Raw genomic sequence first — 26,234 nt, 5'->3', positions numbered from 1 at the left:
CTCCCATGCCTGCCGACGCCGGCGCGCCCCCTCGCTCCATCCCGCTGATGCCGATCGCTCCCGCAGACGCAGGCACGCACGCCAGCCCGCGCCGCCTGTCGGCACTGCTGGTGCGGCATTGGCGTGCCGTCGTCCTGCTGATGTTGTGCGCGTATTTCGTTGCGGGCACGTTCTGGCGCGCACCCTGGAAGGCCGACGAGCCGTATTCCTTCGGCATCGTCATCAACATCATCGAGCGTGGCGACTGGGTCGTCCCCAACGTCGCCTTCGAGCCGTTCGTCGAAAAACCCCCGCTGATGTACTGGACGGGCGCGCTGGCCGCGCTGGCGCTGCCCGACATGCCGCCGCACGAAGCGGTGCGCGTGGCGGTGCTGTTCTGGATGGCGCTGACGTGCTGGGCCGTCTGGCGCACAGCGCGCCTGCTGCGCAGCGAAGCGCGCGACTGGCGCTTGCGCGTCGGCGCAGACCTCGCGCGCGGACGGCCTGGGCTGACCCTGGCTGCACGCCGCGAAGCCGGGCTGGACGCCGGCGGCGCTGCGCTGCGCGACTATGCGTTGGGCGCGCTGCTGCTATTTGCCGGCTGCGTCGGGTTGGTTGAGCACGTCCACAAGTTCATTGCCGATGTCCCGCAACTGGCCGGCACCGCGATCGCCCTGTATGGCCTCGTGCGCTTCGTCAAAGAGAGCGAAGCCGGGGGCGCAAAGGGCGTCGACGTGCTGCGTCCGGCATTGTGGTTCGGCACGGGCATCGGTGTGGCGTTCCTGGGCAAGGGCGTGCTCGTGCCTGGGCTGTTCGCCATCACCCTGCTGGCGGCGATCGCACTGCTGCCGGATTTCCGCAACCGCCAGGCGTGGCGCTTCTATGGCTTTTCGCTGCTGGTTGCGCTGCCATGGCTGGTGATCTGGCCCGCCATCTTCTGGCACGAATCGCCGGACCTGTTCATCGAATGGTTCTGGGTCAACAACCTCGGCCGCTTCTTTGGCTTCTCGCATCTGGGTGGAGAAAAGGGTTCGCTGGCGACGACCATCCGATCGATCTTCCTGACCGGTACGCCCGCGGTGTGGCCAGCGGTGGCTGTGCTGGCCGTGTCGCTATACAAGCTCGCGCGGCAACGCGGGCATGGGGCGCGCACGGCATGGCTGTTGCCGTACCAGGGGCACCTGGTCGTTGCGCTGTTCGTGCTCGCGACGATTGCCGTGGTGCTGCGCTCGGCCGTGCTGCGCGATGTGTACCTGATGCCGCTGCAACCCGCGCTAGCCCTGCTGGGTGCGCCGATGCTGCTGCTGATTACGCCCGCGTGGCGCGCCCGTGCATGGGGCGCGGCCGTGGCGTTGTTTGGCGCGCTGGGGCTGGTGGTATGGGCGGTGTGGGGCGCGCTAGTGACCAGCGGCGGGCAGTTGCTGCCGGCCTGGCTGGCCAAGATGCTGGGCCGCGTGCTGCCGTTGCCGTATGACATGCTGATCCATCCGGTGGCCGTATTGGCCGCCGGGGGCATTACGGCGCTTTGGGCCGCCTGCGTGTGGCTGCGGCCAGCGCGCTCTGGCGTGGTGGCGTGGGCGGCGGGGCTGGGCATGGTGTGGGGCCTGCTCGGCACCCTGCTGATGCCGTGGATTGACGATGCCCGCAGCTACCGCCCGCTGTTCCAGGCGATCAAACCGGTGCTCGAATCTGCGCAAATCTGCGTGGCTACGCGCGGCATGGGCGAAAGCGAGCGCGCGCTGATGCATTACGAAACAGGCGTGCGCCCGGTCAAGTGGCTGCTGGGCCACAGCGGCGCCGGCGACGCTCACCACCCCAACCCGACCGCACGCACCTGCGACCTGATCCTCGTGCTCGAAAAACGCCCGGAACATGCCCGCCGCCGCCCCCACGGCAATAACTGGGAAATGGTGTGGCGCGGCAGCCGCCCGGGCGACACCAACGAAACCTTCTCGCTGTTCCAGCGGCGCAGCAATGGCGTGTCCGAGGCGCTGCCGTCGCCCGAGCCTATCGTGCCGCTGACCGACACCCCGCATCGCGGCCGTCGCTAAGCCCAATGCGCTACGCTGTCGTGTAGCGCGCTTCCCCCTCGTTTTCGGTTCTCCATCCATGACGTCCACCCTTCGCGTAGCGTTTGCCGGCACGCCTGAATTTGCGCAGATTGCCCTGGCGGCGATCCATCAGGCCGGCTTTCCCGTCGTTGCCGTGCTGAGCCAGCCGGATCGCCCTGCAGGGCGCGGCATGCAACTGCAGGCAAGTCCCGTCAAGCAGTACGCCGTGACGCACGGGTTCGAGCCGATCCTCCAGCCGCCGTCGCTGCGTCGCACGGGCAAGTATCCACAGGAAGCCGCACAAGCCATCGATGCCCTGGCCGCCCAGCGCCCTGACGTGATGGTCGTTGCCGCTTACGGCCTGATCCTGCCGCAGGAAGTGCTCGACCTGCCGCGCTTTGGCTGCATCAATATTCACGCGTCGCTGTTGCCGCGCTGGCGGGGCGCCGCGCCCATCCACCGCGCGATCGAAGCGGGCGACGCTGAATCGGGTATCACGCTCATGCAGATGGATGCTGGCCTGGACACCGGCGACATGATCGCCATGGAACGCGTGCCCATCGGCCTGACCGACACGACGGCCACGCTGCACGACACGCTGGCCGCGCTCGGCGGGCGCATGGTGGTAGAAGCGCTCGCTAAGCTGGCGCAAGACGGCAAGCTGGACGCCACGCCGCAGCCCGCCGAAGGCATCACCTACGCCGAAAAAATCGCCAAGGATGAAGCCACGCTGGACTGGTCACACCAGGCCGCCGCGCTGCTGCGCCAGGTGCATGCGTTCAATCCGTTTCCCGGCGCATCGGCCGCGCTGGATGGCGTGACGATCAAGTTCTGGCAAGCGCAAGCGCTAGCCGACCGCCCGGCGGATGCCGAACCCGGCACGGTCCTGGCCGCCAACGCCGAGGGCATCATCATCGCCTGCGGCGCCGGCGCGCTACGCGTGACCCAGTTGCAGAAGCCCGGCGGCAAACGCCTGCCCGCACGCGAATTCCTGCAAGGCCTGGCCATCGAGCCCGGCCAGCGCTTCGCGTCGCGCAGCTAACCGGCCTATCCATATAGAGAAAAGGATTTCGCCATGACCGCGCTGGGCATCGTCAATCTGCCGCTCTTCATGCTGGCCGTGTTTCTGCTGAATGTGACGCCTGGGCCCGACACGGCCTACATCGTCGGGCGCAGCGTTTCGCAAGGACGGGCAGCGGGGCTACTGTCGGCGCTGGGCGTATCGGCGGGTTGCTGCGTGCATGTGCTGGCAGTCGCGTTCGGGCTGACGGCGCTATTGGCGGCTTCCACCGTGGCATTCACAGTCATCAAGGTGGTGGGCGCGGCGTACCTGATCTACCTGGGCGGCCGCATGCTGCTGGCGCCGCCCGAGCGCGACGACGCCCCCGTCGAAGAAGGGGAAACGCCCGCCGCCAAGCGTGCGCGTCCGCTCAAGTCGCTCTTCATGCAGGGTTTTCTCACCAATGTGCTGAATCCGAAGGTCGTGCTGTTCTTCCTGTCGTTCTTCCCGCAGTTTGTCGATCCACACGCCAGCCACAAGGCGCTGGCATTCTTGGCGTTGGGCGCGGTGTTCATTGTCATGTCGACGATCTGGAACAGCCTGGTGGCGTGGGTGGCCGCCAGCGTCACGCGCCGCGTGGCCGGCAAGCCGGGCATCAAGCGCTGGCTCGATCGCGTGGTCGGCACGGCGTTCATTGGGCTAGGCGCGCGGCTGGCGTTCACCACTCGTTGATGAGTCAAGCGACATCTGCGGCGAAATATCGCGCAAGCCTCGCGCAAACCCTTGAATTTTCAGCGATTATCGCGATCTAACAAACTCACAAAACCCTAGACCCACAGGAGCCACGCCCCCATGTTCAACTGGATCAAGACCTTCATGTTGATGGCAGCGATTACCGCGCTGTTCATCGTCATCGGCGGCATGATCGGCGGACGCAGCGGGATGATGCTGGCGCTGCTGTTCGCGCTGGGCATGAATTTCTTCTCGTACTGGTTCTCCGACAAGATGGTCCTGCGCATGTACAACGCGCAGGAAGTCAACGAGACCAGCGCGCCGCAGTTCTATCGGATGGTGCAGGAGCTTGCCGGCCGTGCCGGCCTGCCCATGCCGCGCGTCTATCTCATCGACGAAGCCCAGCCCAACGCCTTCGCCACCGGCCGCAACCCGGAGCACGCCGCCGTTGCCGCCACAACCGGCATCCTCAATATCCTGTCGGAACGCGAGCTGCGCGGCGTGATGGCCCACGAACTGGCGCACGTGCAGCACCGCGACATCCTGATCTCGACCATCTCGGCCACGATGGCCGGGGCGATCTCGGCGCTGGCCAACTTTGCCGTGTTCTTCGGTGGGCGCGACAGCGACGGCCGTCCGGCCAACCCGATCGCCGGGATTGCGGTGGCGATCCTCGCGCCGCTGGCGGCAGCGATGATCCAGATGGCAATTTCCCGCGCGCGCGAGTTCGAAGCCGACCGTGGGGGCGCGACCATCAGCGGCGACCCGCAGGCGCTGGCTTCGGCGCTGGACAAGATCCACCGCTATGCCGCCGGCATTCCGTTTGCCGCTGCTGAAGCCCACCCGGCCACCGCGCAGATGATGATCATGAACCCCCTGCACGGCGGCGGCCTGGCCAACCTGTTCAGCACGCACCCGGCCACGGAAGAACGCATCGCGCGCTTGATGCAGATGGCGCAGACGGGGCAATATCCGGCGTAAAAGCGGCCGCCCGGCCGGGCGCTTCCTTTATACTTCCGCAGTCCGCACGAGCCCGCCCATCGCGGGCTCGTTGCATTTTGTTCGCCTGATTTCCTGCTGCCTGATGCGCCTGCCGCCCGATTCCCTCGCCCACGCCTTGTCGCTTGCCGCTGTTGCACTGGGCAAGCTGCGGCAGGGCATGGCATTGCCCCAGGCCATTGACGCCGTGTGCCAGGGTCAGCCCGCCCCGGTGCGGGGTGCCGTCCAGGATCTCGCATACCGCGCCACGCGCTGGCTCGGCAGCACAGACTGGCTGATCCACACGCTGATCCCGCGCCCGCCCGCTGAAGGCGCCGCCAACCTGCTGCGCGTGGCGCTCGCGCAACTGCTGGACGACCCGCTGCCGTACGCGCCGTTCACCGTGGTCGACCAAACCGTCACGGCCGCCTCGGCCGACCCTAAACTTTCGCACGGCAAGGGCATGGTCAACGGCGTGCTGCGCCGCTTCCTGCGCGAGCAAAATGCGCTGGTCGCAGACATGCAGGCAGATCTGTCGGCCGCCACAAACTACCCAACGTGGTGGATCGACGCCGTACGCAGCGCGTATCCCGACGCGTGGCAAGCCATCTTGGCCGCCGGCAACCGCCGCCCGCCGATGGTGCTGCGCGTGAACCCGCGCCGCATTGCCGTCGACGCGTATCTCGCACGCCTGGCCGAAGCCGGCATCGACGCCGAGCGCATCGGCGAGCAAGCCGTACGCCTTGCGCGCGCCGTCCCCGTTTCCGAACTGCCCGGTTTTGCCGATGGCGATGTCTCGGTGCAGGACGCCGGGGCACAACTGGCCGCAACGCTGCTCGACGTGGCACCCGGCCAACGCGTGCTCGATGCCTGCGCCGCACCCGGCGGCAAGACGGGCCATCTGCTTGAGCTGGCTGACCGCCTGGACGTGACGGCCCTCGAGTCGGATGCCGCGCGCGCCGTGCGTATCAGCGAAAACCTCGCGCGCCTGCACCAGACCGCCACCATTTGCGTCGGCGATGCGGCCAAACCCGACACTTGGTGGGATGGCCGACCGTTCGACCGCATCCTGGCCGATGTGCCGTGCTCGGCCGCCGGCATCGTGCGGCGCCATCCGGACATCCGCTGGCTGCGTCGTCCGGCCGACCTCAAGGCCCTGGCCGGCCTGCAGCGAGACATCGTGCGCGCCCTCTGGGCATGCCTGAAGCCTGGTGGCAAGTTGGTTTATGTCACGTGTTCGATTTTTCCGACGGAAGGCGAAGACCAGGCCCAATGGTTTGAACGCCATCTGGAAGATGCGATACGATTGCACGCGCCCGGCCAGTTGCTGCCGGTCTCGCCCGATGCGGCGCAGGCCAGCGGGTTCGCCCCCGGCGCGTCGCCCTTGCCGCTCGATCACGACGGCTTCTTTTACGCGGTTTTCCAGAAACGGCCCTGATGCACCGACCGTTGTGACTGTCATCCTTCGCCCATCGATCCGGCTGCTGCAATCCCGGTTCCGGCAGATTCTGCAACGGCTGGTCGCGCTGGTCGCACTGGGCATGCTGTTGGTGTGGTGTCCGGTCACGGCATCCGCACAATCCATCGAAATCAACCGAGCCCAGCTCGAATACGCCGACGGCGGCTGGAACCTCTCCGCCGATTTCGATTTCGATCTGCCCAGCAACCTCGAAGACGCGGTGAACAAGGGCATCGCGCTCTACTTCCTGGTTGAATTTGAACTGATTCGCCCCCGTTGGTATTGGTTTGACGACCATGCCATCAGCGCCACGCGCGTGGTGCGGCTGTCGTATCACCCGCTCACGCGCCAGTACCGCGTGTCGACCGGCGGCCTGCAGGTGCCGTTCTCGCGCCTGAAAGACGCCGTCGACTTCATGCAGCACGTGCGCGGCTGGCGCGTATTCGAGCAACGCGCCGTCAAGGCCGGCGAGACCGTGCAGGCCGAAGTGCGCATGCGCCTCGACGTAACGCAGCTCCCCAAGCCGTTCCAGATCAACGCTGTCAACACGCGCGACTGGAATCTCAGTTCCGAATGGAAGCGCTTCAACCTGCTAGTGCCGAATGAGCCGCCGCCGGCCCCGGCGCCCGCGCCTGCTGCGCCACCGGTCAGCGCACCGGCATCTTCCCCGCCGGCTTCCGGCTCGTCGGGCCTGTCGCCCAATCCGGGCTGGGGCATGAGCGCCGGCCCGCCCAGCGCAGGCCCGCTGCTGGCTCCCGCCAAATGATCTTCGATCGCAGCTACAAGCGGCTGCTCTATCAGGTGGTGGCAGGCACCATCGTCTTTCTGGCGATCGTGCTGGTCGGCCTGCTGGCTGCGGCATCGGCCAACACCGAGTTCTTCGACCGGTATTTCACGCTGCTCTACAAGGTCAACCTCGTCATCGGGGTGCTGCTGGTGGTGATCATCGGCGGGCTGATGCTGGCGCTGGCGCTGCGCGCGCGGCGCGGCAAGTTCGGCACGCGGCTGATGACCAAGCTGGCGGTGTTCTTCGGCGTGGTGGGCGTGCTGCCGGGGGTGCTGATCTACCTGGTGTCGCTGCAGTTCGTGTCGCGCAGTATCGAGTCGTGGTTCGACGTGAAGGTCGAATCGGCACTGGAAGCGGGCCTCAACCTCGGCCGCTCGACCATGGACTCGGCGCTGGCCGACCTGCAGAACAAGGGCCGCCTGATCGCGGAGCAAGTGGGCGATGGGTCCGCCTCGGCCACGGCCATCACGCTCAATCGATTGCGCGAGCAGTTCGGCGTGCAGGAGGCGACCATCTTCACGGCCAGTGGGCGCGTGATCGCCACCGCATCAAATACCTACGACACGCTCGTCCCCAACCTGCCCGACCAGGCCGTGCTCGAACAGGCCCGCGCGCCGGGCGGCTATGCCAGCCTGGAAGGCGGCAGCGATAACGAAACCGATAGCGCTTCCGCGCCGGCCGCCTCGGCACCTGCGGCACGCAACAACGGCCGCCGCAGCGATTTGTACCAGCTGCATGTGGTGGTGGCGCTGGGCACGTCGTCCCGCGACGAGCCCGCCCTGGGACTGAACACGCCGGCGCGCAAATGGGCCGGCACCGGTTTGCTGGCAGATCGCCGGCCGGAAGATGGCAGCAGCACGTCGCGCGGCTTCGGCTTGATCGGCGAAAGCGGCCGCGACGAACGCTTCCTGCAGCTCGTGCAGCCGGTGCCGCAGGCGCTCGCCCGCAATGCCGACGCCGTCCAACGCGCCTACCAGGAATACCAGGAGAAAGCGCTCGGCCGCACGGGTCTGCGCAAGATGTACATCGGCACGCTCACGCTCACGCTGTTCCTGGCGGTGTTCATCGCGGTGATGCTCGCGCTGCTGCTGGGCGCGCAGCTGGCACGGCCGCTGCTGATGCTGCTCCAGGGCACGCGCGAAGTGGCCGAAGGCGATCTCTCGCCCAAGCGTGAACTGCATACGCGCGACGAACTAGGTGTACTCACCCAACAGTTCAACCAGATGACGCGGCAGCTTGCCGACGCGCGCCGCGCCGTGGAGCAGAATCGCGCGGCACTCGAGCAATCGAAAGCCTATCTTGAGAGCGTGCTGACCAACCTGACCGCGGGCGTCTTCGTGTTCGACCATCGCTTCGTGCTGCTGACTGCCAACCCGGGTGCCGAACGCATCTTCAAACAGCCCTTCGGCGCGTGGGTCGGTCAGGCGCTGACCAGCATCACACCGGTGGCAGCCTTCGCGCCGGTGGTCGAACAGGCCTTCGCCGAACAAGACGCAAGCACAGCCGCCGGCGGCGCAGTGGCCCACTGGCAGAAGCAGGTCGAAATTCCGCTCGAAGACGAAGACGAACCCCTCACGCTGCTGGTGCGTGGCACGCGCCTGCCCGGCCCGTCGGTGGGCTCGCACGGCACCGAACGCGGCTATGTGGTGGTGTTCGACGATATTTCCGACGTGATTTCGGCGCAGCGCTCGGTGGCGTGGGGCGAGGTTGCGCGGCGCCTCGCACACGAAATCAAGAATCCGCTCACGCCCATCCAGCTCTCGGCTGAGCGCCTGGAGATGAAGCTTTCACCCAAGCTGTCGGACGCCGACGCCGAGGTGTTGCGACGCGGCGCCACCACCATCGTCAACCAAGTGTCGGCGATGAAGCGCATGGTCGATGACTTCCGCGACTACGCCCGCACGCCGCCGGCCATGCTGCAGGAGCTGGACCTCAACGCGCTTGCCGCGGAGGTGCTGCACCTGTACGGCATCGATCACCCTGACCGCCGCGATCACCCCGTCATCGAGGCCAAGCTGGGCGCCAACCTGCCGCTCATCAAGGGCGACCCGACGCAACTGCGCCAGGTCATCCACAACCTGCTGCAGAATGCGCAGGACGCCGTGGCCGAGAATGAAGCGGCCGGGCGAGCTGCTCCGCATGTCATGTTGCAAACTGACACGGTAGAATACGACGACGCCTCGGGCGCGCGGCGGCAAGCTGTGCGGCTTGTAATCGCGGACAACGGCGGCGGGTTCTCTTCCCGCATCCTCAACCGCGCCTTCGAGCCGTACGTCACGACCAAAGCCAAGGGCACAGGATTGGGCTTGGCCATGGTGAAGAAAATCATGGACGAGCACGGAGCGCGAATCGAATTGCGCAACCGCCAATCCAGCACAACATCGGGCACATCGGGTACCGACATCGTCGGCGCCCAGGTTTCCATACTGTTCGTAAAACTCGCGTAGCGCGGACGGCAATCCCGCCGCACATAGAGGAAAAGCATGGCCACCATCCTCGTTGTCGACGACGAAATGGGTATCCGGGAGTTGCTCTCCGAAATCCTCGGAGACGAAGGGCACGTTGTTGAAGTCGCCGAAAACGCTCAGCGCGCGCGCGAATACCGCGCGAACGCAACGCCCGACCTCGTCCTGCTCGATATCTGGATGCCGGATACCGACGGCGTAACGCTGCTCAAGGAATGGGCATCGCAAGGTCTGCTGACCATGCCCGTCATCATGATGTCGGGCCACGCCACCATCGACACCGCCGTCGAGGCGACCAAGATCGGCGCGCTGAATTTCCTGGAGAAGCCCATCGCACTGCAGAAGCTGCTGACGGCGGTGGAGCAGGGCTTGTCGCGCAGCAAGGAAAAGCCGCGCTCTGCGGCACCGGCTGCCGCACCGGTGGCGGGACTCGCAGGCGCCATGCCCAACGCCGCAGCAGCAGGTACACCTACCGCGCTCGATCGCACAGATATCAATGGCGTACCGACCCGCGCAGCCGAGGGCGGCGGCATGCAGTTCTCGTTCGACATGCCGCTGCGCGAAGCGCGCGACCTGTTTGAACGCGCCTACTTCGAATACCACCTGCAGCGCGAGGGCGGCAGCATGACCCGCGTGGCAGAAAAGACCGGTCTTGAGCGCACCCACCTGTACCGCAAGCTCAAGCAGCTGGGTGTCGAACTCTCGCGCAACAAGGGCGAACCGGCCGCGTGATCATCAAAGTGCTCAGAGATGCTTGACGGCTGGGCACAACTCCTGTCATACTTGCCTTTCTTTGCTTGGCCCGGTAGCTCAGTTGGTAGAGCAGCGGATTGAAAATCCGCGTGTCGGTGGTTCGATTCCGCCCCAGGCCACCAAAATTCTTTGCTCTTCAAGATCGATCGATTTTGCGGGGCAACAAAAAAGACCTCCTCGCGAGGTCTTTTTTCATTTCTGCGGTGCCATTCGCCCGCCCCCACCATCTCCCGATTTGCCGCGCCAGTCGTCGATCTGCGGCGCAGTGTCGCACCCACAAAAAATGTACCCACACCTCTTGACGCAGCGCAGCTCAGGGTATACCTAGCGGCGTAAACTGCGCCAAACTGTCGCAGGTCTCGGTATAGTGACTCAACGCTATCAAACGGCAAGCACAAGGAGATTCTCCATGGCACTCGTTGGCACCGGTCACCACCACTTCCATTTCCACGCTTTCGACGGCATCAGCCGCAAGACGCGGCTGACGTGGTTGCGCAATGCCGCAGCGCTGACGTGTTTGATGGCCCTCGTCGCGGCCATGTGGGTTGGCGGCAACCTGTCGGCGTTGATGCATACGCCACTCATGAGCGGAGTTTCGTCCCTGGGCGCGGTGATGATTCTGGCCTGCACGTGCATGGCGCTAAGCCTGCTTGGACTGATTGGAGCCGGTTTCTTCCAGTTCCGCATGGAACAGCTCGACGCCCCGGCAACCTGAAACGCGCGCATCACGCATAGCTAACGGAGGCTTCGGCCTCCGTTTTTGTTTGCCCGCCACGGCCGCACGCCTTGCGTTGCGGCCGTTTCGCTTTCGTGCGCGATCCCAAGGGTGAATCCGATATTGACTCAACTGTTTCAAATTAGTAGTTTACGAAACAGTTGAATCAAATTAATCACCTCATGACGTTCGATGGGCTCATGCAAACGCTGCGCGACCGCGCCAGCGCTCTCTCTCCGCAACTGCAGCGTGCCGCCATGTTGCTTGAGACGCACCAGCACGACATCGCCCTGCTTTCGATGCGGGACCTGGCGCGCCGCTGCGACCTGCCACCGGCCACGTTCTCGCGCCTGGCGCGCGCGCTGGGCTTTGATGACTTTGCCGCGCTGCGCGATATCTGCGTGAACCACCTGCGCCAGCAGGCCGACGGCTTTGCCGGCCGCGCCACCGCGCTGCAGGGCGACGATGCGGCAGGCGCATCAGAGGCCGAGCGCATCGGCATGGCCATCGGGGCTCATGTGCAGGCGGCATTTTCGCCCGCCAACCTGGCCGCGCTGGATATTGTGGCCGCCGTTCTGTGCAAGGCGCGGCGGGTCTATCTGCTGGGCGCGCGCAGTTGCCTGGCGCTAACGCATGCGTTCGGTTATGCCGCCCAGCTTTTCGACGACAAGGTCACGCTGTGCACCGGCAGCGGCAACACGCTGGCCGACCCGCTGCGTTTTTGCGGCGAGGACGACATCGTCGTGGCCGTCACCTTTGATCCGTACACACGCGAAGTCATTGAGGCGATGCAGTATGCGCATGCGCGCGGTGCGCGCCTCGTGTATGTGACCGACAGCGCCATCGCCCCGGGCGCTGAGCTGGCGTGGCAGCAGCTCGTCGCGCCCGTCGCCATTCCGTCGTTCTTCCATTCGCTGGCCGCGCCGATGGCGCTGCTCGATGCGCTGCTGATGACGTGGTTCCGTCACGCCGGCCCAATCGCGCTCGCTCACCTCGCCGACAGCGACGCCCAGCTCAAGCAACAAGCCGCCTACGTGCGCAGCGCCCGCCGCAGTGAAGCGGCTGTCGCCGTGCCGTCCACCAAACGTTGAGCCCTCTCGACCGCCCATGACTCCGTCCACCACCTCCGTCTTCCACCGCGACCCGCGCAAGACGCTGCCCACCGCTGTCGGCGGCGAGGGCATGACCCTCATCGACTCCGACGGCAAGCGCTACCTCGACGCCTGCGGCGGTGCCGCCGTCTCGTGTCTGGGCCACGGCCACCCACGCGTGGTGGACGCCATCTGCAAGCAGGTACGCGCGCTGGCCTATGCGCACACATCGTTCTTCACGACGGATGTGGCGGAAGAACTGGCTGCGCGCCTGACCGCTGCGGCGCCGGGCGATCTTGATCACGTGTATTTCGTCTCTGGCGGTTCCGAAGCGATCGAGGCGGCGCTCAAGCTCGCACGCCAGTACTTTGTCGAGATTGGGCAGCCGCAGCGCCAATACTTCATCGCGCGGCGTCAGAGCTATCACGGCAACACGCTGGGCGCGCTGGCGATCGGCGGTAACGCGTGGCGGCGCGAGCCGTTCCTGCCGCTGCTGGTGCCGGCACACCATGTCTCGCCGTGCTATGCGTATCGCGAGCGCCTGGATGGCGAGAGCGACGCGCAATACGTGCAGCGCCTGGCCGATGAACTGGACGCGAAGATCGTCGAACTCGGCACGGAAAATGTCGCGGCCTTCGTCGCCGAGACGGTGGTGGGCGCCACGGCCGGCGCGGTGCCGCCGGTGGGCGACTACTTCCGCAAGATCCGCACGGTGTGCGATCGCCACGGCGTGCTGCTGTTGCTCGATGAGGTGATGTCCGGCATGGGACGCACCGGCTACCTGTTCGCATGCGAGGAAGATGGCGTGGTGCCGGACATGGTCGCCATTGCCAAGGGCCTGGGCGGCGGGTATCAGCCGATCGGTGCGACGCTGGTGAATCGCCGTATTTACGACGCGATCACGACCGGCAGCGGCTTCTTCCAGCATGGCCACACTTACATTGGCCACGCGACGGCGTGCGCGGCCGCGCTGGAAGTGCAGAAGGTGATCGAAGAAGACAACCTGCTCGCCAACGTGCAGGCGCGCGGCGAACAGCTGCGTGCGGCGCTGCGTGCGCGCTTTGCCGACCACCCGCACGTGGGCGATGTACGCGGGCGCGGCCTGTTTGTTGGCGTGGAGTTGGTGGCCGATCGCGCAACCAAGGCGCCGCTGGCACCTGCATGCAAGACGCACGCTCGCGTGAAGGCCGAAGCGATGCAGCGCGGTCTGATGGTGTATCCGATGGGCGGCACGATCGACGGCCAGCGCGGCGACCACATCCTGCTGGCGCCACCGTTCATCGCCACCGCGCAGGACATCGACGCCATCGTCGAACGCCTGGGCGATGCGGTTGACGCAGCCACGGCCAAGGCCCAGGAGGCTGCATGGTGACCAAACCCATCGCCATCGCCGTGGCGCCCAACGGGGCGCGCAAGACGCACGCCGATCACCCCGCGCTGCCGATCACGCCCGACGAACTGGCCGCCTGCGCGCGCCATTGTGTGGATGCCGGCGCGGCGATGCTGCATCTGCATGTGCGCCGCCCAGACGGCACGCATAGCCTGGAGCCTGGCGACTACCGCCCGGCCATCGCCGCCGTGCAACGCGCCGTGGGCGATGCGCTGGTGATTCAGATCACCACCGAGGCCGTCGGCATCTACACGCCCGAACAGCAGATGGCCTCGGTACGCGCGCTGCAGCCGGAGGCGATTTCCGCTGCGCTGCGCGAGCTAGCGCCCGATTCCGCGAACGAGGCGGAAGCCGCGCGCTTCTTTGGTGAGCTTGCCGCCACGCGCACGGCCATCCAGTACATCCTCTATTCCGCCGACGACGTGGTGCGCTACCGCGACCTGCGTGCGCGCGGCGTGCTGCCCGACACACCGCATTGGGTGCTGTTCGTGCTCGGCCGCTACAGCGCAGGCCAGCGCTCCGATCCGTCGGATCTGTTGCCCTTCCTGCAGGCGTGGGCTGACGGCGGAGACATCACCGCTAACGTGCCATGGGCGATGTGCGCATTCGGACCGCGCGAAGCCGAATGCGCGCTCAGCGCAGCGCTGCTGGGCGGCCACGCGCGCCTGGGGTTCGAAAACAACATGGCGCTGCCCGACGGCAGCACGGCACCCGACAACGCGGCGCTCGTCACCAACCTGCGACGGCATCTCGACGCGCTGCATCGGCCGGTGGCCAGCGCCGCAGAGCTGCGCAGTTGGTTCGGCCGCTAAGACTCTCCGCATTCATCACCACGAAGCCAAAGCACAGACGGCCGCAACACAACAGGCCGCACACCACAACCATTGGAGGAAGTATGCGTTTGACCACCCGCTGTATCCGATCCATCCCGCTAGCGCTGGCCAGCCTGCTCGCGATCAGCGCGCACGCCCAGGCACTGGACGGCACGCTCAAGAAGATTCAGGAGAGCAACACGATCCTGATCGGCGTGCGCGAATCGTCGATTCCGTTTTCTTACCGCGACAGCAAGAACGAGATCGTCGGTTTCTCGGCCGACCTCTGCTCGCGCGTGATCGACGCCGTCAAGAAAAAGACGGGCAAGCCCAACCTGGACATCAAGCAGATTCCGGTGACGTCGCAGAACCGGACATCGCTGGTGCAGAACGGCTCGGTGGATCTGGAGTGCGGGGTCACCACGCACCTGAAATCGCGCGAGCAGCAGACGGCGTTTTCGACCACCTTTTTCATCGCCGGCACGCGTCTGCTGACCAACGTGAAATCGGGCGTGAAGGACTTTCCTGACCTGGCGGGCAAGTCGGTCATCACCAACGCGGGCACGACGTCAGAACGCATCCTGCGCAAGATGAACGACGAGAAGAAGATGAACATGAACGTGATCAGCGGCAAGGATTACGGTGAATCGTTCCTCACGCTGCAAAGCGGCCGCGTGGCGGCGTTCATGATGGACGACGTGCTGCTGGCCGGCGCGCGCACGCTCGCACAAAAGCCTGACGACTGGGTCGTGACCGGCACGCCGCAATCGTTCGAGGCCTACGGCTTCATGCTGCGCAAGGACGATCCGCAGTTCAAGAAACTCGTGGACGACACCATGGTCGGCGTGATGAAGAGCGGCGAGATCAAAACGCTTTACGCCAAGTGGTTCGAAAAGCCGGTGCCGCCCAAGAACCTGAACTTCAACTTCCCGATGAACGATCAGTTGAAGGCGCTGTACGCCAATCCGAGCGACACGCCGTTCGAGTAAGCGGCGACACCGCCGGCTTCTGGGGCCAACCTAGATGCCGGCCTGCGCGACGGCCTCAATGCGGGCCTGATGCACGGCTTGTTTGATGTGCGCCGGGTTGTCGGCGTGGCGCTTGGCGACAGCGCCCGCGTCAATGGATGCTGCGGCCTGGAGCGCGCGCAGCAGGCGTTCCGTCTGCGGATAGCTGCGGTCTTCAAACCCTAGACGACCACGCGCATCTGCCTCGCACGCCTGCAGGGCCTGACGGAAACGATCGGGCTTGCGCAGCGCATCGCAGCGCTCGAGCAGACGCACCAGCGCTGCGGCATCAAAGCCGTCACAGCGATGGATGTTGCCGTGCTCGCGCGCAACCACCAGCGCCAGTTCACGGCACTCGGTCGGCACACGCAGGCGCTGGCACACCGCTTCGATCAGCGGCACGCTGCGCCCTTCATGGCCGATGTGGCGCGGCAGAATGTCCTCAGGCGTCGTGCCCTTGCCGAGGTCGTGCACCAGCGCGGCAAAGCGCACCGGCAGCGACGTCGCCATCGCTGCGGCCGTTTCAATCACCATCATGGTGTGCACGCCGGTATCGACTTCTGGGTGATAGTCGGCGCGCTGCGGCACGCCCCACAGCCGGTCAAGCTCTGGCAGCAGGCGCACCAGCGCACCGCAGTCGCGCAGCACGGCAAACATGCGCTGCGGATGCGCCTCCATCAGGCCGCGGGCAATTTCCTGCCACACACGCTCGGGCACCAGCGCATCGACTTCGCCAGCCTGCACCATGCGCTGCATCAGCGCGTTGGTTTCGGGTGCGACATGAAAGTCGGCAAAGCGCGCAGCAAACCGCGCCAGGCGCAGGATGCGCACCGGGTCTTCCATGAACGCATCGGACACATGCCGGAACGTGCGCGAGGCCAGGTCAGCCTGCCCCCCATACGGATCGACGACGGGGCCAACCAGCGCGCCGTCTTCCGCCACGCGCTGCGCCATCGCGTTGATGGTCAGGTCGCGGCGGATCAGGTCGTCTTCGAGCGTGACGTCCGGCGCGTAGTAGACCGAGAAACCTTTGTAGCCGGCAGCCGTCTTGCGCTCGGTGCGAGCGAGCGCGTATTCGGCATGCGTCTCCGGGTGCAGGAACACCGGGAAATCCTTGCCGACGGCACGAAAACCACGTGCTTCCATGTCTTCGGGCGTGGCCCCGACCACAACGTAGTCCCGGTCCTGCACCGGCAGCCCGAGCAGCGCGTCACGAATGGCGCCGCCGACGGCGTAGACATCCAGTCCGTGCGTGGCCGGATCGACGATGGCCGCGGTCTGTGCTGCGCGTTCCGTCATTGATTGGCGGCGACCAGCGTGTCTTCGTCCGGCGCGGTGCGATACGGCTCGTCGTCGGCCAGGAAGTCATGCTCAGCACGTGCGCCGTCGATCCACTCCTGCATGGCGGGCAGGTTGAGGATGTAATCGGCGTAGGTCTTTGCGGCCTCCGGCAGACGCACGCCGTACGTGGCGAAGCGGCTGACCACCGGCGCGTAGAACGCGTCGGCCACCGTGAAGTGTCCGAACAGGAACGGACCTTCCGCAGCGTATTTCTGGCGCAGCTCGGTCCACATGGCAGCAATGCGGTCGATGTCGCGCTGCACGGCCACGTTCCAGCCCATGCCGGGCAGCACGGCTGTCACGTTCATCGGCATGTTGTTGCGCAGGTTGGTGAAGCCGCTGTGCATTTCCGCGCAGATCGAGCGTGCGTGTGCGCGGGCCTTCGGGTCAGCCGGCCACAGTTGTGCGCGCGGAAAACGCTCGGCCAGCGTCTCGCAGATGGCGAGCGAATCCCACACGTTCATGTCGCCGTCCACCAGCACCGGCACGCGGCCGGCCGGCGAATGACGTGCCACGTCGGCGGCAAAGGTCTCGCTCAGCAGGCGCACGCGGATCTCTTCGAACGGAATGCCAGCCTGCTTGGCGAGCAGCCACGGGCGTAGCGACCACGACGAATAGTTCTTGTTGCCGATGACCAGTTTCATGATTCCCGTCCTTGGAGAGTGCACAGCAATTATTGTGGGAGCCCGCCGGCATCGCGCGGGAATGCCGGGGCGCTCTAGTCTTGTTGTATCGGAAGCGGCGAGCGGCAGCGCGAAGGCGAGCGAACCATTCTAGCCTTGCGCTGCACCGCCACAAAATGAAACGGATTGGCCACGGTTGTGAAGCGGATTCACAAACGGGGCACATACCCCGGGTTTTCGTAGCTTCTAGCGATGCGCCCGTGTGCGTGCAGCACGCAATCCGCGGTCCGGCCCAAAACCGGCCAGCGCGGGCAGCATCACCGCCTCCATGCCGAGCGGGTGGATGCCGAGTTCCGGTGCGACCGGTTCCATGCTGACGTTATCCACGCGCATGGAGTCGAGGTTGTCCCGCGAGATGGGCGCGCCTGGCAGATGCTCAAGCAACGCGGCCTGCATACGACCCAAGCCTTCGGGAAGTGGCACGATCCAGCGCGGGTGGCCGCTGGCACGTCCGGCAAAGCGCATCAGCTCTGCCAGGGTGTAGACGCGCGGCCCGACCAGCGGATAAGCATGCCGGATCGTCGCGGGCTTCTTGAGCGCGTTGATGAACGCGGCGGCCACGTCATCCACGTAGACAGGCTGGAAGCGCGCGTCGGCACAGGCCAGCGGCACAAACGGCGCCATGCGCTGCATGCTCGCGAACAGATTCAGGAAATGATCTTGCGGGCCGAACACCACCGACGGGCGGAACACCGTCCAGTCAAGCTCGCTGTTCATGACGACGCGTTCGCCGTCGCCCTTGCTGCGCAGGTACATCGACGGGCCGGCGGGGTCGGCGCCCAGCGCGCTCATGTGCAGCAGCCGGTTCACGCCATGGCGTCGGCATGCGGCGACGATGCGGCGGGGCAGATCGACATGCACGCGCTGGAAATTCGGCCCGTACGGCATCCCGCGCGCGTCCTGCAGCACGCCAACGAGGTTGATGACGGCACAGTGCTCGCCACCGCGCTCGGTGAGCGCCAGAAACAGCGCGTCGAGGGCATCGTCGGCGTAGATGTCGGCGTCCATCACATCCACACGCGGCAGCAACGTGAGGTTGTGTGCGCGGGCGGACTCAGGATCGCGCGTGGGCACGATCATCCGGCCCTCGGGTAAGCCGGGCGCGGAAAACGTCTCCGTCACCAGCCGTGAGAGCAACTGCGAACCGATAAAACCGGTACCGCCAAAGACGAGCAGATTGGAGGGCTGCATAGAGGCATCTCCAAGACGGGAGGGGGGCAACACCACAATACATCCCGAAGGCGATCGCCCCCAAGATATGTCGATGCGGCGTGCCGCAAGCCACACTTCTGTGCGCCAGCCAGCGCACACACCCAAGAAAAAACGCCCGCGTTGCGGCGGGCGTTTGATGTGACGGCGGGATGACGATAGGGCGCTTATGGCAAGTCGTCCGGCGTCACGGATTCCGGCGCCACCTTGCCCAGGCGATCCTTCAGCGACTGCGGGCGGCCGGTCAGCAACGCGCTGTAGTACGTCGCGTTCGACAGCACGTTTTTCACATACGTGCGGGTCTCGTTGAACGGAATCGTCTCGGCGAAGATCGCGCCCTCCACCGGCCGCGCGAGCGTCGAGCGCCAGCGTTTCGGGCGGCCTGGGCCCGCGTTGTAGCCGGCGGTAGCCAGCGTGAGCGAACTGTCCAGGTTGGTCAGGATCATCGACAGGTAGGCCGTACCCAGCAGCACGTTGGTATCGATGTCGCTCATCTGCGAAACGCGGAACCCTGGCAGGCCGATCTTCTTGGCAATGTGCTTGGCGGTCTCCGGCATCACCTGCATCAGGCCGGAAGCACCCACCGACGACCGCGCATCCATGATGAAGCGCGACTCCTGGCGGATCAGGCCGTAGGCCCAGGCAATGTCCAAGCCCACGGCATCGGCGTTGCGCTGGACCACGCTGAGGTACGGCGTCGGGAAGCGCAGCGAGAAGTCGTGCTCGGTCTTGGTCTTGTCCGCTGAGTTGACGGTGCGATCGAGCAAGCCCAGCTTGCGGCCATATTCGGCTGCGGCGAGCAACTCGCGGTCGCTCATGTTGCGCAGCTCCCAGTTCCACTCGCGGTTGCCTTCGAAGCGCAGATTCAGGTCGTACAGCTTCTTGGCACGCCCAAAGCCCGGGTGGTTACGGCCCATCACGTCGATTTCGGCGTCGGTCACGGCTGTGCGCGGCGGCACGGTGATGCGCTGGCCGAGCTCTTCCTGCGCCAGCTGGCCATAGAAATTGAACTGGCCGGCGATCGACTGGAACTGCTGGCGGGCCTCATCGTTGCGGTTGTCTGCCTTAAGCGCACGGCCGTACCAATACGTCCAGGCGGGATCACGATCACGCAGGCTGGGGCGCATTTTCTCAATGGCCTGGCGCACCATCTTCCAGTCACCCGCGCGCAGGGCGGTGCGCACACGCCACTCCTGCGAATCGTCCGACAGGTAGGCATCGCCGCCGAGCGTCATCTGGCGGCGGTAGGCATCCAGCGCATCGGGCGTCTGCTTCTTGGCGGCGTACTGGCCGATCACGCCCCAACCCGCGCCTTGCTCTTCACGCGACAGGCCGCCGCTTTGCGCCAGCAGATACGCCGTCGCCTGCGACGGATCGTTGCGCGCCATGCGCGTCACGTTGGCCAGCGTGTCGTTGTCTACGCGATCGCCCTCGGGCAGCACCGCCGCAATGCGCGATGCCTGCGTGACAAGGTTCTGCTCCAGCGACAGCCGCGCCGCATAGGCCACATCCGCACGGGTGAACTGCTTGGACTGCGCCAGATAGCCGATCAGGTCGACACAGCCTTCGCCATAGCCCTTGGGATCCGACAGCGTGCTGCGCGCATCGGCGGCCACGTTCTGGCCCTTCATCGCGCGCGAGAGCAGCGCATAGCACTCGACCTGCGTATCGTCCTTCAGCACGAAATTGGGGTACTCGGCATCGAAGGTGGCCCAGTCGCGCTTCTTGCCGAGCACGAGCAGCCAATCGTTGCGCAGCCGGTCGGCAATCGCCTCGCCCTTGTAGCGCTGCAGGAACGAACGGATTTCGTCTTCCGGGGCATCGGTGCGGGCATAGCCGCTGGCATCGAACAGCTGCGGCTTGATGCGGAAATACTGCACGTAAGACTGGATCGGGTAATCGGAGAGGCTGTCCGCCAACTCCCAGCTGCGCGACACATCGTTGCGGCGCGCGGCGTTGCGCAACTCGACAAACGCATCGTCCGGATTGGCCGGAATGCCTTGCGGCGCCTGGCGCTTGGCGGCCATCGCCAGCGGCGTCGGGCCAACCACGCTCATGCCCACCACGCCCGCAAAAGCCAGCGCTACCGCGCGATATACTGCCTTGGCCTTCAATGTCATCTCCTGCCCCATCCAATCACTGTTAGGTCTGCCGAATTATCCCATGTCAGCCTTAGCGCCAATTCACGATCCGACTGCGCGGCCCGATCTTGGCACTGCGATGCTCGCCGTACACGTGTACGACTGCGCTTCTCGCACCAACCTCGGGCCGCTCGCTACGGATCGTGAACCGGCGAGGCGCCACATCCAATGAGTACGCACGATCCGGCCAATCCCACCACGCCAATCGAATCGCGCCGCACGCTGCGCACCATGTTGCTCGATGCACGCGCTGCACAGCCAGACCGCATCGCCCACGATGCCGCGCTGGCGCATCACCTGGCTGGGTTGCTGAACGCACTGCCCGTCAAACGCCTGGCCGCCTACTGGCCAACGCAGGGAGAGTTCGATGCGTTGACCGTGCTGGGCCATTGGCTGGCGGCTGACGCTACGCGCCATGCACTGCTGCCCGTAGTGACTGACAAATTTTCTCCCCTGCAGTTTCGGCGATGGACGCCCGATTGTGAAATGACCCCGGGCGCGTACAACATCCCCATCCCCCGCTCGGGCGAGATGGAAACGCCCGATGCTCTGCTGATCCCTTGCGTGGGCTTTGACGGGCAACGCTATCGCATCGGCTACGGCGGCGGCTTCTACGATCGCACGCTGGCTGCGCTGCATGCCGCCGGGCACCGCCCGCGCACGATTGGCGTGGCATATGAAGTGAACCGCGTGGAATCCATCGCGCCGGAACCGCACGACATCGCGCTGGACTGCATCGTCACCGAGCGCGGCGCGTTTTAACCCCTCACAGAAAGCCCATGTCCCACACGCTGAAAACCGTTGCCGACCTTGAAGCCGTGTATGGCACACCGAACCCGCGCTCGCTGCTCAAGGAGATCGACCACCTGAACGCCGACTACCGCGCGTTCGTAGAGGCGTCGCCGTTCATCGTGCTGTCATCGGTGGGCGCGCAGGGCACGGATGCTTCGCCGAAGGGCGATGCGCCGGGCTTCGTGCGCATCCTCAATGAACGCCTGCTGGCGATTCCCGATCGGCCTGGCAACAATCGCATCGACAACCTGCGCAACATCGTCGAAGACGGGCGCGTGTCGGTACTCTTTATCGTGCCGGGCGTGGGTGAAACGTTGCGCGTGAACGGCACGGCCACCATTTCGGCCGAACCGGAATTGCTCGCGTCGTTTGCGGTGCAGGGCAAACTGCCGCGCAGCGTGATCCTCGTGCAGGTGCAGACGGTGTATTTCCACTGTTCGAAGGCGCTGGTGCGCTCAAAGCTGTGGGCGCACGGCGCGCAAGACACCAAGCCGGCCGTGCCCACCGCAGGCAAGATCCTGCAGCGCATCAGCGGTGGCGCATTTGATGGCGACGCCTATGATCGCGAATTGCCCGAGCGCCTGAAGACAACGCTGTACTGAGCGTTCAGCGCTTGACTGTCTTTTTTGCGGCGACCCTCTTGGTCGCCGTTGTTTTTGTTGCCTTGGGCGCCTTGGCAGTCTTTGCTGCGGCGCGCTTCGGCTTGGCCGCCTTGGCATTCGCGTCACGCAGTGCGGCTTCAATCGCCAGCCGCGCCCAGTCGCGCAACGGCTGCCCGCCGTCGAGCGCCTCTGCCGGCGTGCTCAGGTAGCCGGTCATGCTGATGGTACGGCCGTTGCGTTCGTAACTGAACGGCGTGCATTTTTCAGCGAGAAAACGTTCGCGCGTGAGGTCGTCCACGCGCAGGTAAGACGTGCCGCGCAGCACCAGCGCAAAGACGATGTCGTCGTAATAGAGCGCCGCCCCGCTGAACATCCGGCGGGCGCGGATCTCGCCGATTTGCGCGGCGAGCGGCCGGAGTTCGTCAAGCAACCAGGCGATCAGCGGATCGGGTGCGGCTGCCATGACGATCTCCTCTGCTTTGCTGCTTTCTGCTTACAGGCCCAGACGCTGCCAGATGGCACGCGTGGAGCCGGCGGCGTTGAGCGTGTAGAAATGCAGGCCCGGCGCGCCGCCTTGCAGCAGGCGGTCGCACATGGCCGTCACCACGTCCAGGCCGAAGGCGCGGATCGATTCACGATCGTCGCCAAAGCCTTCGAGGCGCTTGGCGATCCAGCGCGGCACTTCTGCACCGCACATCTCGGAAAAACGCATGAGCTGCGACGAGTTCGTGATCGGCATGATGCCGGGCACGATGGGCACGTCCACGCCGAGCTTGCGTGCGTCGTCCACGAACTGGAAGTACGCGTCCGCGTTGAAGAAATACTGCGTGATGGCGGAATTGGCACCGGCCTTCACCTTGCGGGCGAAGTTCTCCAGATCGTGGCGCGCCGAGCGCGACTGCGGGTGGTATTCCGGATAGGCCGCCACTTCGATGTGGAAAGCCTCGCCGGTTTCCTGGCGGATGAACTCGACCAGCTCGTTGGCGAAGCGGAATTCACCGATCTCGCCCATGCCCGAGGGCATGTCGCCGCGTAGCGCAACGATGCGGCGGATGCCGTGCTCGCGATAGGTGTTGAGGATGTTGCGGATGCTCTCGCGCGACGAACCTACACACGACAGGTGCGGCGCCGCTTCGATGCCTTCGCGCTGGATTTCCACCACGGCGTCGAGCGTGCCTTGCTGCGTGGTGCCGCCCGCGCCAAAGGTCACGGAAATGAAGCGGGGCTTGAGCGGCGAGAGTTGCGCGCGTGTGTTGCGCAGCTTCTCGGCGCCTTCCGCCGTCTTGGGCGGGAAGAATTCGAAACTGAATTGACGATCTTGCATGACAGAAACCTTAAGCCTCGCGCAGCAGCAGGCTCGAGAGCAGCCACGAGATCACGCTGTACAGGATGGAGCCCAGCAGCGCCGCGCCAAAGCTGGCCACCTGAAAGCCCGCCAGCAGGTTGCCGACAAACAGGAACAGCAGCGCGTTGATGATGAAGATGAACAGCCCAAGCGTGAGCAGCGTCACCGGCAGGGTGAGGATCACCAGAATGGGGCGGATCAGCGTGTTGACCAGACCCAGCACGAGCGCCGCGATCAGCGCGGAGCCGAAGCCGTTGACGTGGATGCCTTTGAGCAGATAGGCGACAAGAAGCAACGCCAGCGCGTTGATGACCCAGACAGCGAGCAGTCTCATGGAGCAGTCCTCGGTTGGAGAGCCGGCGGCTGGAAATGCCGCCGGCAGGTACGGCTTAGTAGCGGTAGTGGTCAGCCTTGTACGGGCCTTCCTTGCTCACGCCAATGTACGCGGCTTGCTGGTCGGTCAGCTCGGTCAGTTGCGCATTCAGCTTCTTGAGCTGCAGGCGCGCGACCTTCTCGTCCAGATGCTTGGGCAGCGTGTACACGCCCACCGGGTACTTGTTCGAACCCTTCTGCGCTTCCGTCCACAGCTCGATCTGCGCGATGGTTTGGTTGGCAAACGAGCTGCTCATCACGTACGACGGGTGGCCCGTGGCGCAGCCAAGGTTCACCAGGCGACCCTTGGCCAGGATGATGATCTTCTTGCCGTCGGGGAAGATCACGTGATCGACCTGCGGCTTGATCTCTTCCCACTGGTACTTCTCAACGGATGCAATGTCGATCTCGTTGTCGAAGTGGCCGATGTTGCAGACGATGGCCTGGTCCTTCATCTTGGCCATGTGGTCGTGCGTGATGACGTGGTAGTTGCCGGTGCAAGTCACGAAGATGTCGCCGTGCTCGGCGGCGTAGTCCATCGTGACCACGCGGTAGCCTTCCATGGCGGCCTGCAGCGCGCAGATCGGGTCGATCTCGGTCACCCACACCTGCGCCGACAGCGCGCGCAGCGCCTGTGCCGAGCCCTTGCCCACGTCGCCGTAGCCGGCCACGATCGCCACCTTGCCGGCGATCATCACGTCGGTCGCGCGCTTGATGCCGTCGACCAGCGATTCACGGCAGCCGTACAGGTTATCGAACTTGCTCTTGGTAACCGAGTCGTTCACGTTGATGGCCGGGAAGCGCAGTTCGCCGCGCTGGGCCATCTGGTACAGGCGGTGCACGCCCGTGGTGGTTTCTTCGGTCACGCCCTTGATGGCGTCGAGGTTGCGGCTGTAGAACGTTGCGTCCTTGGACAGCTTTTCCTTGATGGCGGCGAACAAGAAGGTTTCTTCCTCGCTGGTGGGCTTCGAAATGACGGAAGCGTCCTTCTCAGCCTTGGCGCCCAGGTGCAGCAGGATCGTTGCGTCGCCGCCGTCGTCCAGGATCATGTTCGGCGTGCCACCGTCGGCCCATTCGAAGATGCGGTGGGTGAAGTCCCAGTATTCCTTGAGCGACTCGCCCTTGTACGCAAACACCGGCGTGCCCGATACGGCGATCGCCGCGGCAGCGTGGTCCTGCGTCGAGAAGATGTTGCACGAGGCCCAGCGCACGTCGGCGCCGAGTGCCTTGAGCGTCTCGATCAGCACGGCGGTCTGGATGGTCATGTGCAGCGAGCCGGCAATGCGCGCGCCCTTGAGCGGCTGGCTCGCGGCAAACTCGTCGCGAATCGCCATCAGACCGGGCATTTCGGTCTCGGCGATGGCGATTTCCTTGCGGCCCCAGTCGGCCAGCTTGATGTCGGCGACGAGGTAATCGTGTTTCAGTTCGGTGACAGCGTTCATTGGATCACTCCGGAAAAAATGGGTGACCGCACGCAGGGAGATAACCACTGAGACGGGGCCCATGCTGGGGCCCCGGATAGATGCGTTCTCGCCATCGTGTCAGCCACGATACTGCGAGCGCCGTTTGAACTTCCGAGCCTGGCGGCCGCCCCGTCTGAACTTGGGCCGGTCGTTGCAACGCTCCTCGGAATGGGCTGGATTGTAGCGGATTCGGCCGTCCGTCACCACGGCCGTTCATTGCTCCAGCAGCATGTTCAGCATCCGCTGCGGATTGGCCAGAAAGTCCCGCGTGACCTGAAAGTGCTCGGTCTCTTCATAGGCGACGCGCCGAATGCCGTCCCCATCACACTGATAAATCCATGCGTCGGGATAAGCCATCAGGATGGGCGAGTGCGTGGCGATCACAAACTGGCTTTCCGCCTGCACCAGGTCGTGCAGGCGCGTGAGCACGGCCAACTGCCGCTGCGGCGACAGCGCCGCCTCGGGTTCGTCGAGCAGATACAGGCCGTTCGGGCCAAACCGATTCATCAGCAGCGCGAGAAACGATTCCCCATGCGATTGCGCATGCAGCGATCGGCCGCCGTAGGAATCGATCACGCGCCCGCCCAGGCCGGGCTCGTCATCCATCTGCTGGATATTCGTGGCCACATTGAAGAAGCTCTCGGCGCGCAGGAAGAACTCGGTGCGCGGCTTGCGAAAGCCCCGGGCAATGCGCAGATGCGCGTGCAGCTCGGAGTGCGATGCGTGCGTGCTGAAATTGAAGTTGCGCGAGCCGCCCTCGGCGTTGAAGCCAAGCGCCACGGCAATCGCCTCCATGAGCGTGGATTTGCCCGAACCGTTTTCGCCAACGAGGAACGTGACCTTGGGATGCAGCTCCAGCGTCTCGAGCGCGCGCACGGCGGGCAGGCTGAACAGATACGCTTCAAACGCGGCAACGGTGTCGCGCCGCAACGTGACGTGGCTGACGAACTGGCGGGTGAGCATGAGGGGCGCGGAGCAAATCGCAGATGCCGCATCGTATCGCGCCGCATGCTGGCTCGGGACCGGTTGCCTGCTCAGGCAATCGAGCTTCCGTAACGCGCATCACA

Annotated in this window: 24 protein-coding genes, 1 tRNA gene and 1 riboswitch; of the genes, 16 read left to right on the top strand and 9 right to left on the bottom strand. The window is 65.2% G+C overall.

The features are described from left to right. The first annotated feature begins 5 nt into the window (after nt 1–5). The 14 genes from NKG59_RS05905 to NKG59_RS05840 all read left to right on the top strand — a co-directional run bounded on the left by NKG59_RS05905 (nt 6) and on the right by NKG59_RS05840 (nt 15,201). Complete coding sequence (locus NKG59_RS05905) at nt 6–2,030, top strand: ArnT family glycosyltransferase (RefSeq protein WP_253535876.1); 2,025 nt, start codon at nt 6–8, stop codon at nt 2,028–2,030. Nucleotides 2,031–2,088: 58 nt separating this feature from the next. After that, complete coding sequence (fmt, locus tag NKG59_RS05900) at nt 2,089–3,072, top strand: methionyl-tRNA formyltransferase (protein WP_253535875.1); 984 nt, start codon at nt 2,089–2,091, stop codon at nt 3,070–3,072. 33 nt (nt 3,073–3,105) lie between these two features. Continuing rightward, a complete protein-coding gene (locus tag NKG59_RS05895) occupies nt 3,106–3,762 on the top strand; it encodes a LysE family translocator (RefSeq protein WP_253535874.1) in 657 nt (218 codons plus the stop codon). 120 nt (nt 3,763–3,882) lie between these two features. Continuing rightward, nucleotides 3,883–4,743 carry a zinc metalloprotease HtpX gene (htpX, locus tag NKG59_RS05890; protein WP_253535873.1) on the top strand — a complete coding sequence of 287 codons (861 nt, stop codon included), beginning with the start codon at nt 3,883–3,885 and terminating at the stop codon, nt 4,741–4,743. A gap of 103 nt (nt 4,744–4,846) precedes the next feature. Further along, the gene (gene rsmB / locus NKG59_RS05885; RefSeq protein ID WP_253535872.1) at nt 4,847–6,178 is read left to right on the top strand and encodes a 16S rRNA (cytosine(967)-C(5))-methyltransferase RsmB; all 1,332 of its coding nucleotides are present in this window, start codon (nt 4,847–4,849) and stop codon (nt 6,176–6,178) included. Nucleotides 6,179–6,191: 13 nt separating this feature from the next. After that, on the top strand, nt 6,192–6,965 hold the full coding sequence (locus NKG59_RS05880) for a DUF4390 domain-containing protein (RefSeq protein ID WP_253535871.1): 774 nt from the start codon (nt 6,192–6,194) through the stop codon (nt 6,963–6,965). Continuing rightward, nucleotides 6,962–9,433, top strand: coding sequence for a sensor histidine kinase (locus NKG59_RS05875; RefSeq protein WP_253535870.1), 2,472 nt, complete (start codon nt 6,962–6,964; stop codon nt 9,431–9,433). Before NKG59_RS05880 ends, NKG59_RS05875 begins: the two co-directional genes overlap by 4 nt. A 36-nt stretch (nt 9,434–9,469) precedes the next feature. After that, on the top strand, nt 9,470–10,183 hold the full coding sequence (locus NKG59_RS05870) for a response regulator (protein WP_045205161.1): 714 nt from the start codon (nt 9,470–9,472) through the stop codon (nt 10,181–10,183). A 67-nt stretch (nt 10,184–10,250) separates the two neighbouring features. After that, a tRNA-Phe gene (locus NKG59_RS05865) sits at nt 10,251–10,326 on the top strand. Nucleotides 10,327–10,613: 287 nt separating this feature from the next. Then, the gene (locus NKG59_RS05860; RefSeq protein WP_024977076.1) at nt 10,614–10,919 is read left to right on the top strand and encodes a hypothetical protein; all 306 of its coding nucleotides are present in this window, start codon (nt 10,614–10,616) and stop codon (nt 10,917–10,919) included. A 182-nt stretch (nt 10,920–11,101) separates the two neighbouring features. Further along, nucleotides 11,102–12,010, top strand: a complete 909-nt coding sequence (locus NKG59_RS05855; protein ID WP_253535869.1) for a MurR/RpiR family transcriptional regulator — start codon at nt 11,102–11,104, stop codon at nt 12,008–12,010. 16 nt (nt 12,011–12,026) lie between these two features. Then, complete coding sequence (locus NKG59_RS05850; protein WP_253535868.1) at nt 12,027–13,382, top strand: aspartate aminotransferase family protein; 1,356 nt, start codon at nt 12,027–12,029, stop codon at nt 13,380–13,382. Next, on the top strand, nt 13,376–14,212 hold the full coding sequence (locus NKG59_RS05845; protein ID WP_253535867.1) for a beta-keto acid cleavage family enzyme: 837 nt from the start codon (nt 13,376–13,378) through the stop codon (nt 14,210–14,212). The genes NKG59_RS05850 and NKG59_RS05845 overlap by 7 nt, the downstream gene beginning before the upstream one ends. Nucleotides 14,213–14,295: 83 nt before the next feature. Further along, entirely contained in the window at nt 14,296–15,201 is a 906-nt protein-coding gene (locus tag NKG59_RS05840) for a glutamate/aspartate ABC transporter substrate-binding protein (protein ID WP_253535866.1), read from the top strand. A 30-nt stretch (nt 15,202–15,231) separates the two neighbouring features. Here NKG59_RS05840 and NKG59_RS05835 read toward each other — a convergent pair whose 3' ends face one another. The 4 genes from NKG59_RS05835 to NKG59_RS05820 all read right to left on the bottom strand — a co-directional run bounded on the left by NKG59_RS05835 (nt 15,232) and on the right by NKG59_RS05820 (nt 20,572). Further along, a complete protein-coding gene (locus NKG59_RS05835; RefSeq protein ID WP_253536465.1) occupies nt 15,232–16,464 on the bottom strand; it encodes a multifunctional CCA addition/repair protein in 1,233 nt (410 codons plus the stop codon). Between the two features lie 50 nt (nt 16,465–16,514). Further along, nucleotides 16,515–17,204, bottom strand: coding sequence for a glutathione S-transferase family protein (locus NKG59_RS05830; RefSeq protein ID WP_253535865.1), 690 nt, complete (start codon nt 17,202–17,204; stop codon nt 16,515–16,517). 225 nt (nt 17,205–17,429) lie between these two features. After that, nucleotides 17,430–18,434, bottom strand: coding sequence for a complex I NDUFA9 subunit family protein (locus NKG59_RS05825; protein WP_045205168.1), 1,005 nt, complete (start codon nt 18,432–18,434; stop codon nt 17,430–17,432). Nucleotides 18,435–18,619: 185 nt separating this feature from the next. After that, entirely contained in the window at nt 18,620–20,572 is a 1,953-nt protein-coding gene (locus tag NKG59_RS05820) for a lytic transglycosylase domain-containing protein (RefSeq protein ID WP_253535864.1), read from the bottom strand. 189 nt (nt 20,573–20,761) lie between these two features. On the opposite strand from NKG59_RS05820, the gene NKG59_RS05815 reads away from it, so the two are divergent. Beyond that, nucleotides 20,762–21,355 carry a 5-formyltetrahydrofolate cyclo-ligase gene (locus NKG59_RS05815; RefSeq protein ID WP_253535863.1) on the top strand — a complete coding sequence of 198 codons (594 nt, stop codon included), beginning with the start codon at nt 20,762–20,764 and terminating at the stop codon, nt 21,353–21,355. 17 nt (nt 21,356–21,372) lie between these two features. Continuing rightward, nucleotides 21,373–21,987 (top strand): pyridoxamine 5'-phosphate oxidase family protein, encoded by a 615-nt coding sequence (locus NKG59_RS05810; protein ID WP_253535862.1) that lies wholly within the window; start codon nt 21,373–21,375, stop codon nt 21,985–21,987. A 4-nt stretch (nt 21,988–21,991) separates the two neighbouring features. Here NKG59_RS05810 and NKG59_RS05805 read toward each other — a convergent pair whose 3' ends face one another. From NKG59_RS05805 to NKG59_RS05785, 5 genes are all read right to left on the bottom strand, one after another. Next, the gene (locus tag NKG59_RS05805) at nt 21,992–22,450 is read right to left on the bottom strand and encodes a TfoX/Sxy family protein (protein ID WP_253535861.1); all 459 of its coding nucleotides are present in this window, start codon (nt 22,448–22,450) and stop codon (nt 21,992–21,994) included. A gap of 30 nt (nt 22,451–22,480) precedes the next feature. Continuing rightward, the gene (metF, locus tag NKG59_RS05800) at nt 22,481–23,311 is read right to left on the bottom strand and encodes a methylenetetrahydrofolate reductase [NAD(P)H] (protein WP_045205172.1); all 831 of its coding nucleotides are present in this window, start codon (nt 23,309–23,311) and stop codon (nt 22,481–22,483) included. Between the two features lie 10 nt (nt 23,312–23,321). Continuing rightward, nucleotides 23,322–23,666, bottom strand: coding sequence for a phage holin family protein (locus NKG59_RS05795; RefSeq protein WP_004628357.1), 345 nt, complete (start codon nt 23,664–23,666; stop codon nt 23,322–23,324). Between the two features lie 55 nt (nt 23,667–23,721). Continuing rightward, entirely contained in the window at nt 23,722–25,146 is a 1,425-nt protein-coding gene (gene ahcY / locus NKG59_RS05790; protein WP_253535860.1) for an adenosylhomocysteinase, read from the bottom strand. A gap of 108 nt (nt 25,147–25,254) precedes the next feature. Beyond that, nucleotides 25,255–25,338: riboswitch (S-adenosyl-L-homocysteine riboswitch) on the bottom strand. A 42-nt stretch (nt 25,339–25,380) separates the two neighbouring features. Continuing rightward, nucleotides 25,381–26,130 carry an AAA family ATPase gene (locus NKG59_RS05785; protein ID WP_253535859.1) on the bottom strand — a complete coding sequence of 250 codons (750 nt, stop codon included), beginning with the start codon at nt 26,128–26,130 and terminating at the stop codon, nt 25,381–25,383. Nucleotides 26,131–26,234: the final 104 nt, after the last annotated feature.

Source organism: Ralstonia chuxiongensis, assembly GCF_024158925.1.
GTDB classification, from domain to species: Bacteria; Pseudomonadota; Gammaproteobacteria; order Burkholderiales; family Burkholderiaceae; genus Ralstonia; species Ralstonia chuxiongensis.
The sequence above is the reverse complement of the archived record's forward strand: the minus strand, read 5'-3'. Positions and strand labels throughout refer to the sequence as shown.

Bases quoted from the DNA above. Each gene is read 5' to 3' on its own strand.
- NKG59_RS05815 (WP_253535863.1), top strand. From the start codon at position 20,762: ATGAGTACGCACGATCCGGCCAATCCCACCACGCCAATCGAATCGCGC.
- rsmB (WP_253535872.1), top strand. From the start codon at position 4,847: ATGCGCCTGCCGCCCGATTCCCTCGCCCACGCCTTGTCGCTTGCCGCT.
- NKG59_RS05825 (WP_045205168.1), bottom strand. From the start codon at position 18,434: ATGCAGCCCTCCAATCTGCTCGTCTTTGGCGGTACCGGTTTTATCGGT.
- NKG59_RS05795 (WP_004628357.1), bottom strand. From the start codon at position 23,666: ATGAGACTGCTCGCTGTCTGGGTCATCAACGCGCTGGCGTTGCTTCTT.
- NKG59_RS05875 (WP_253535870.1), top strand. From the start codon at position 6,962: ATGATCTTCGATCGCAGCTACAAGCGGCTGCTCTATCAGGTGGTGGCA.
- NKG59_RS05905 (WP_253535876.1), top strand. From the start codon at position 6: ATGCCTGCCGACGCCGGCGCGCCCCCTCGCTCCATCCCGCTGATGCCG.
- NKG59_RS05830 (WP_253535865.1), bottom strand. From the start codon at position 17,204: ATGAAACTGGTCATCGGCAACAAGAACTATTCGTCGTGGTCGCTACGC.
- fmt (WP_253535875.1), top strand. From the start codon at position 2,089: ATGACGTCCACCCTTCGCGTAGCGTTTGCCGGCACGCCTGAATTTGCG.
- NKG59_RS05840 (WP_253535866.1), top strand. From the start codon at position 14,296: ATGCGTTTGACCACCCGCTGTATCCGATCCATCCCGCTAGCGCTGGCC.
- NKG59_RS05860 (WP_024977076.1), top strand. From the start codon at position 10,614: ATGGCACTCGTTGGCACCGGTCACCACCACTTCCATTTCCACGCTTTC.
- NKG59_RS05810 (WP_253535862.1), top strand. From the start codon at position 21,373: ATGTCCCACACGCTGAAAACCGTTGCCGACCTTGAAGCCGTGTATGGC.
- NKG59_RS05820 (WP_253535864.1), bottom strand. From the start codon at position 20,572: ATGACATTGAAGGCCAAGGCAGTATATCGCGCGGTAGCGCTGGCTTTT.
- metF (WP_045205172.1), bottom strand. From the start codon at position 23,311: ATGCAAGATCGTCAATTCAGTTTCGAATTCTTCCCGCCCAAGACGGCG.
- NKG59_RS05870 (WP_045205161.1), top strand. From the start codon at position 9,470: ATGGCCACCATCCTCGTTGTCGACGACGAAATGGGTATCCGGGAGTTG.
- NKG59_RS05845 (WP_253535867.1), top strand. From the start codon at position 13,376: ATGGTGACCAAACCCATCGCCATCGCCGTGGCGCCCAACGGGGCGCGC.
- NKG59_RS05805 (WP_253535861.1), bottom strand. From the start codon at position 22,450: ATGGCAGCCGCACCCGATCCGCTGATCGCCTGGTTGCTTGACGAACTC.
- ahcY (WP_253535860.1), bottom strand. From the start codon at position 25,146: ATGAACGCTGTCACCGAACTGAAACACGATTACCTCGTCGCCGACATC.
- NKG59_RS05785 (WP_253535859.1), bottom strand. From the start codon at position 26,130: ATGCTCACCCGCCAGTTCGTCAGCCACGTCACGTTGCGGCGCGACACC.
- NKG59_RS05850 (WP_253535868.1), top strand. From the start codon at position 12,027: ATGACTCCGTCCACCACCTCCGTCTTCCACCGCGACCCGCGCAAGACG.
- htpX (WP_253535873.1), top strand. From the start codon at position 3,883: ATGTTCAACTGGATCAAGACCTTCATGTTGATGGCAGCGATTACCGCG.
- NKG59_RS05855 (WP_253535869.1), top strand. From the start codon at position 11,102: ATGACGTTCGATGGGCTCATGCAAACGCTGCGCGACCGCGCCAGCGCT.
- NKG59_RS05895 (WP_253535874.1), top strand. From the start codon at position 3,106: ATGACCGCGCTGGGCATCGTCAATCTGCCGCTCTTCATGCTGGCCGTG.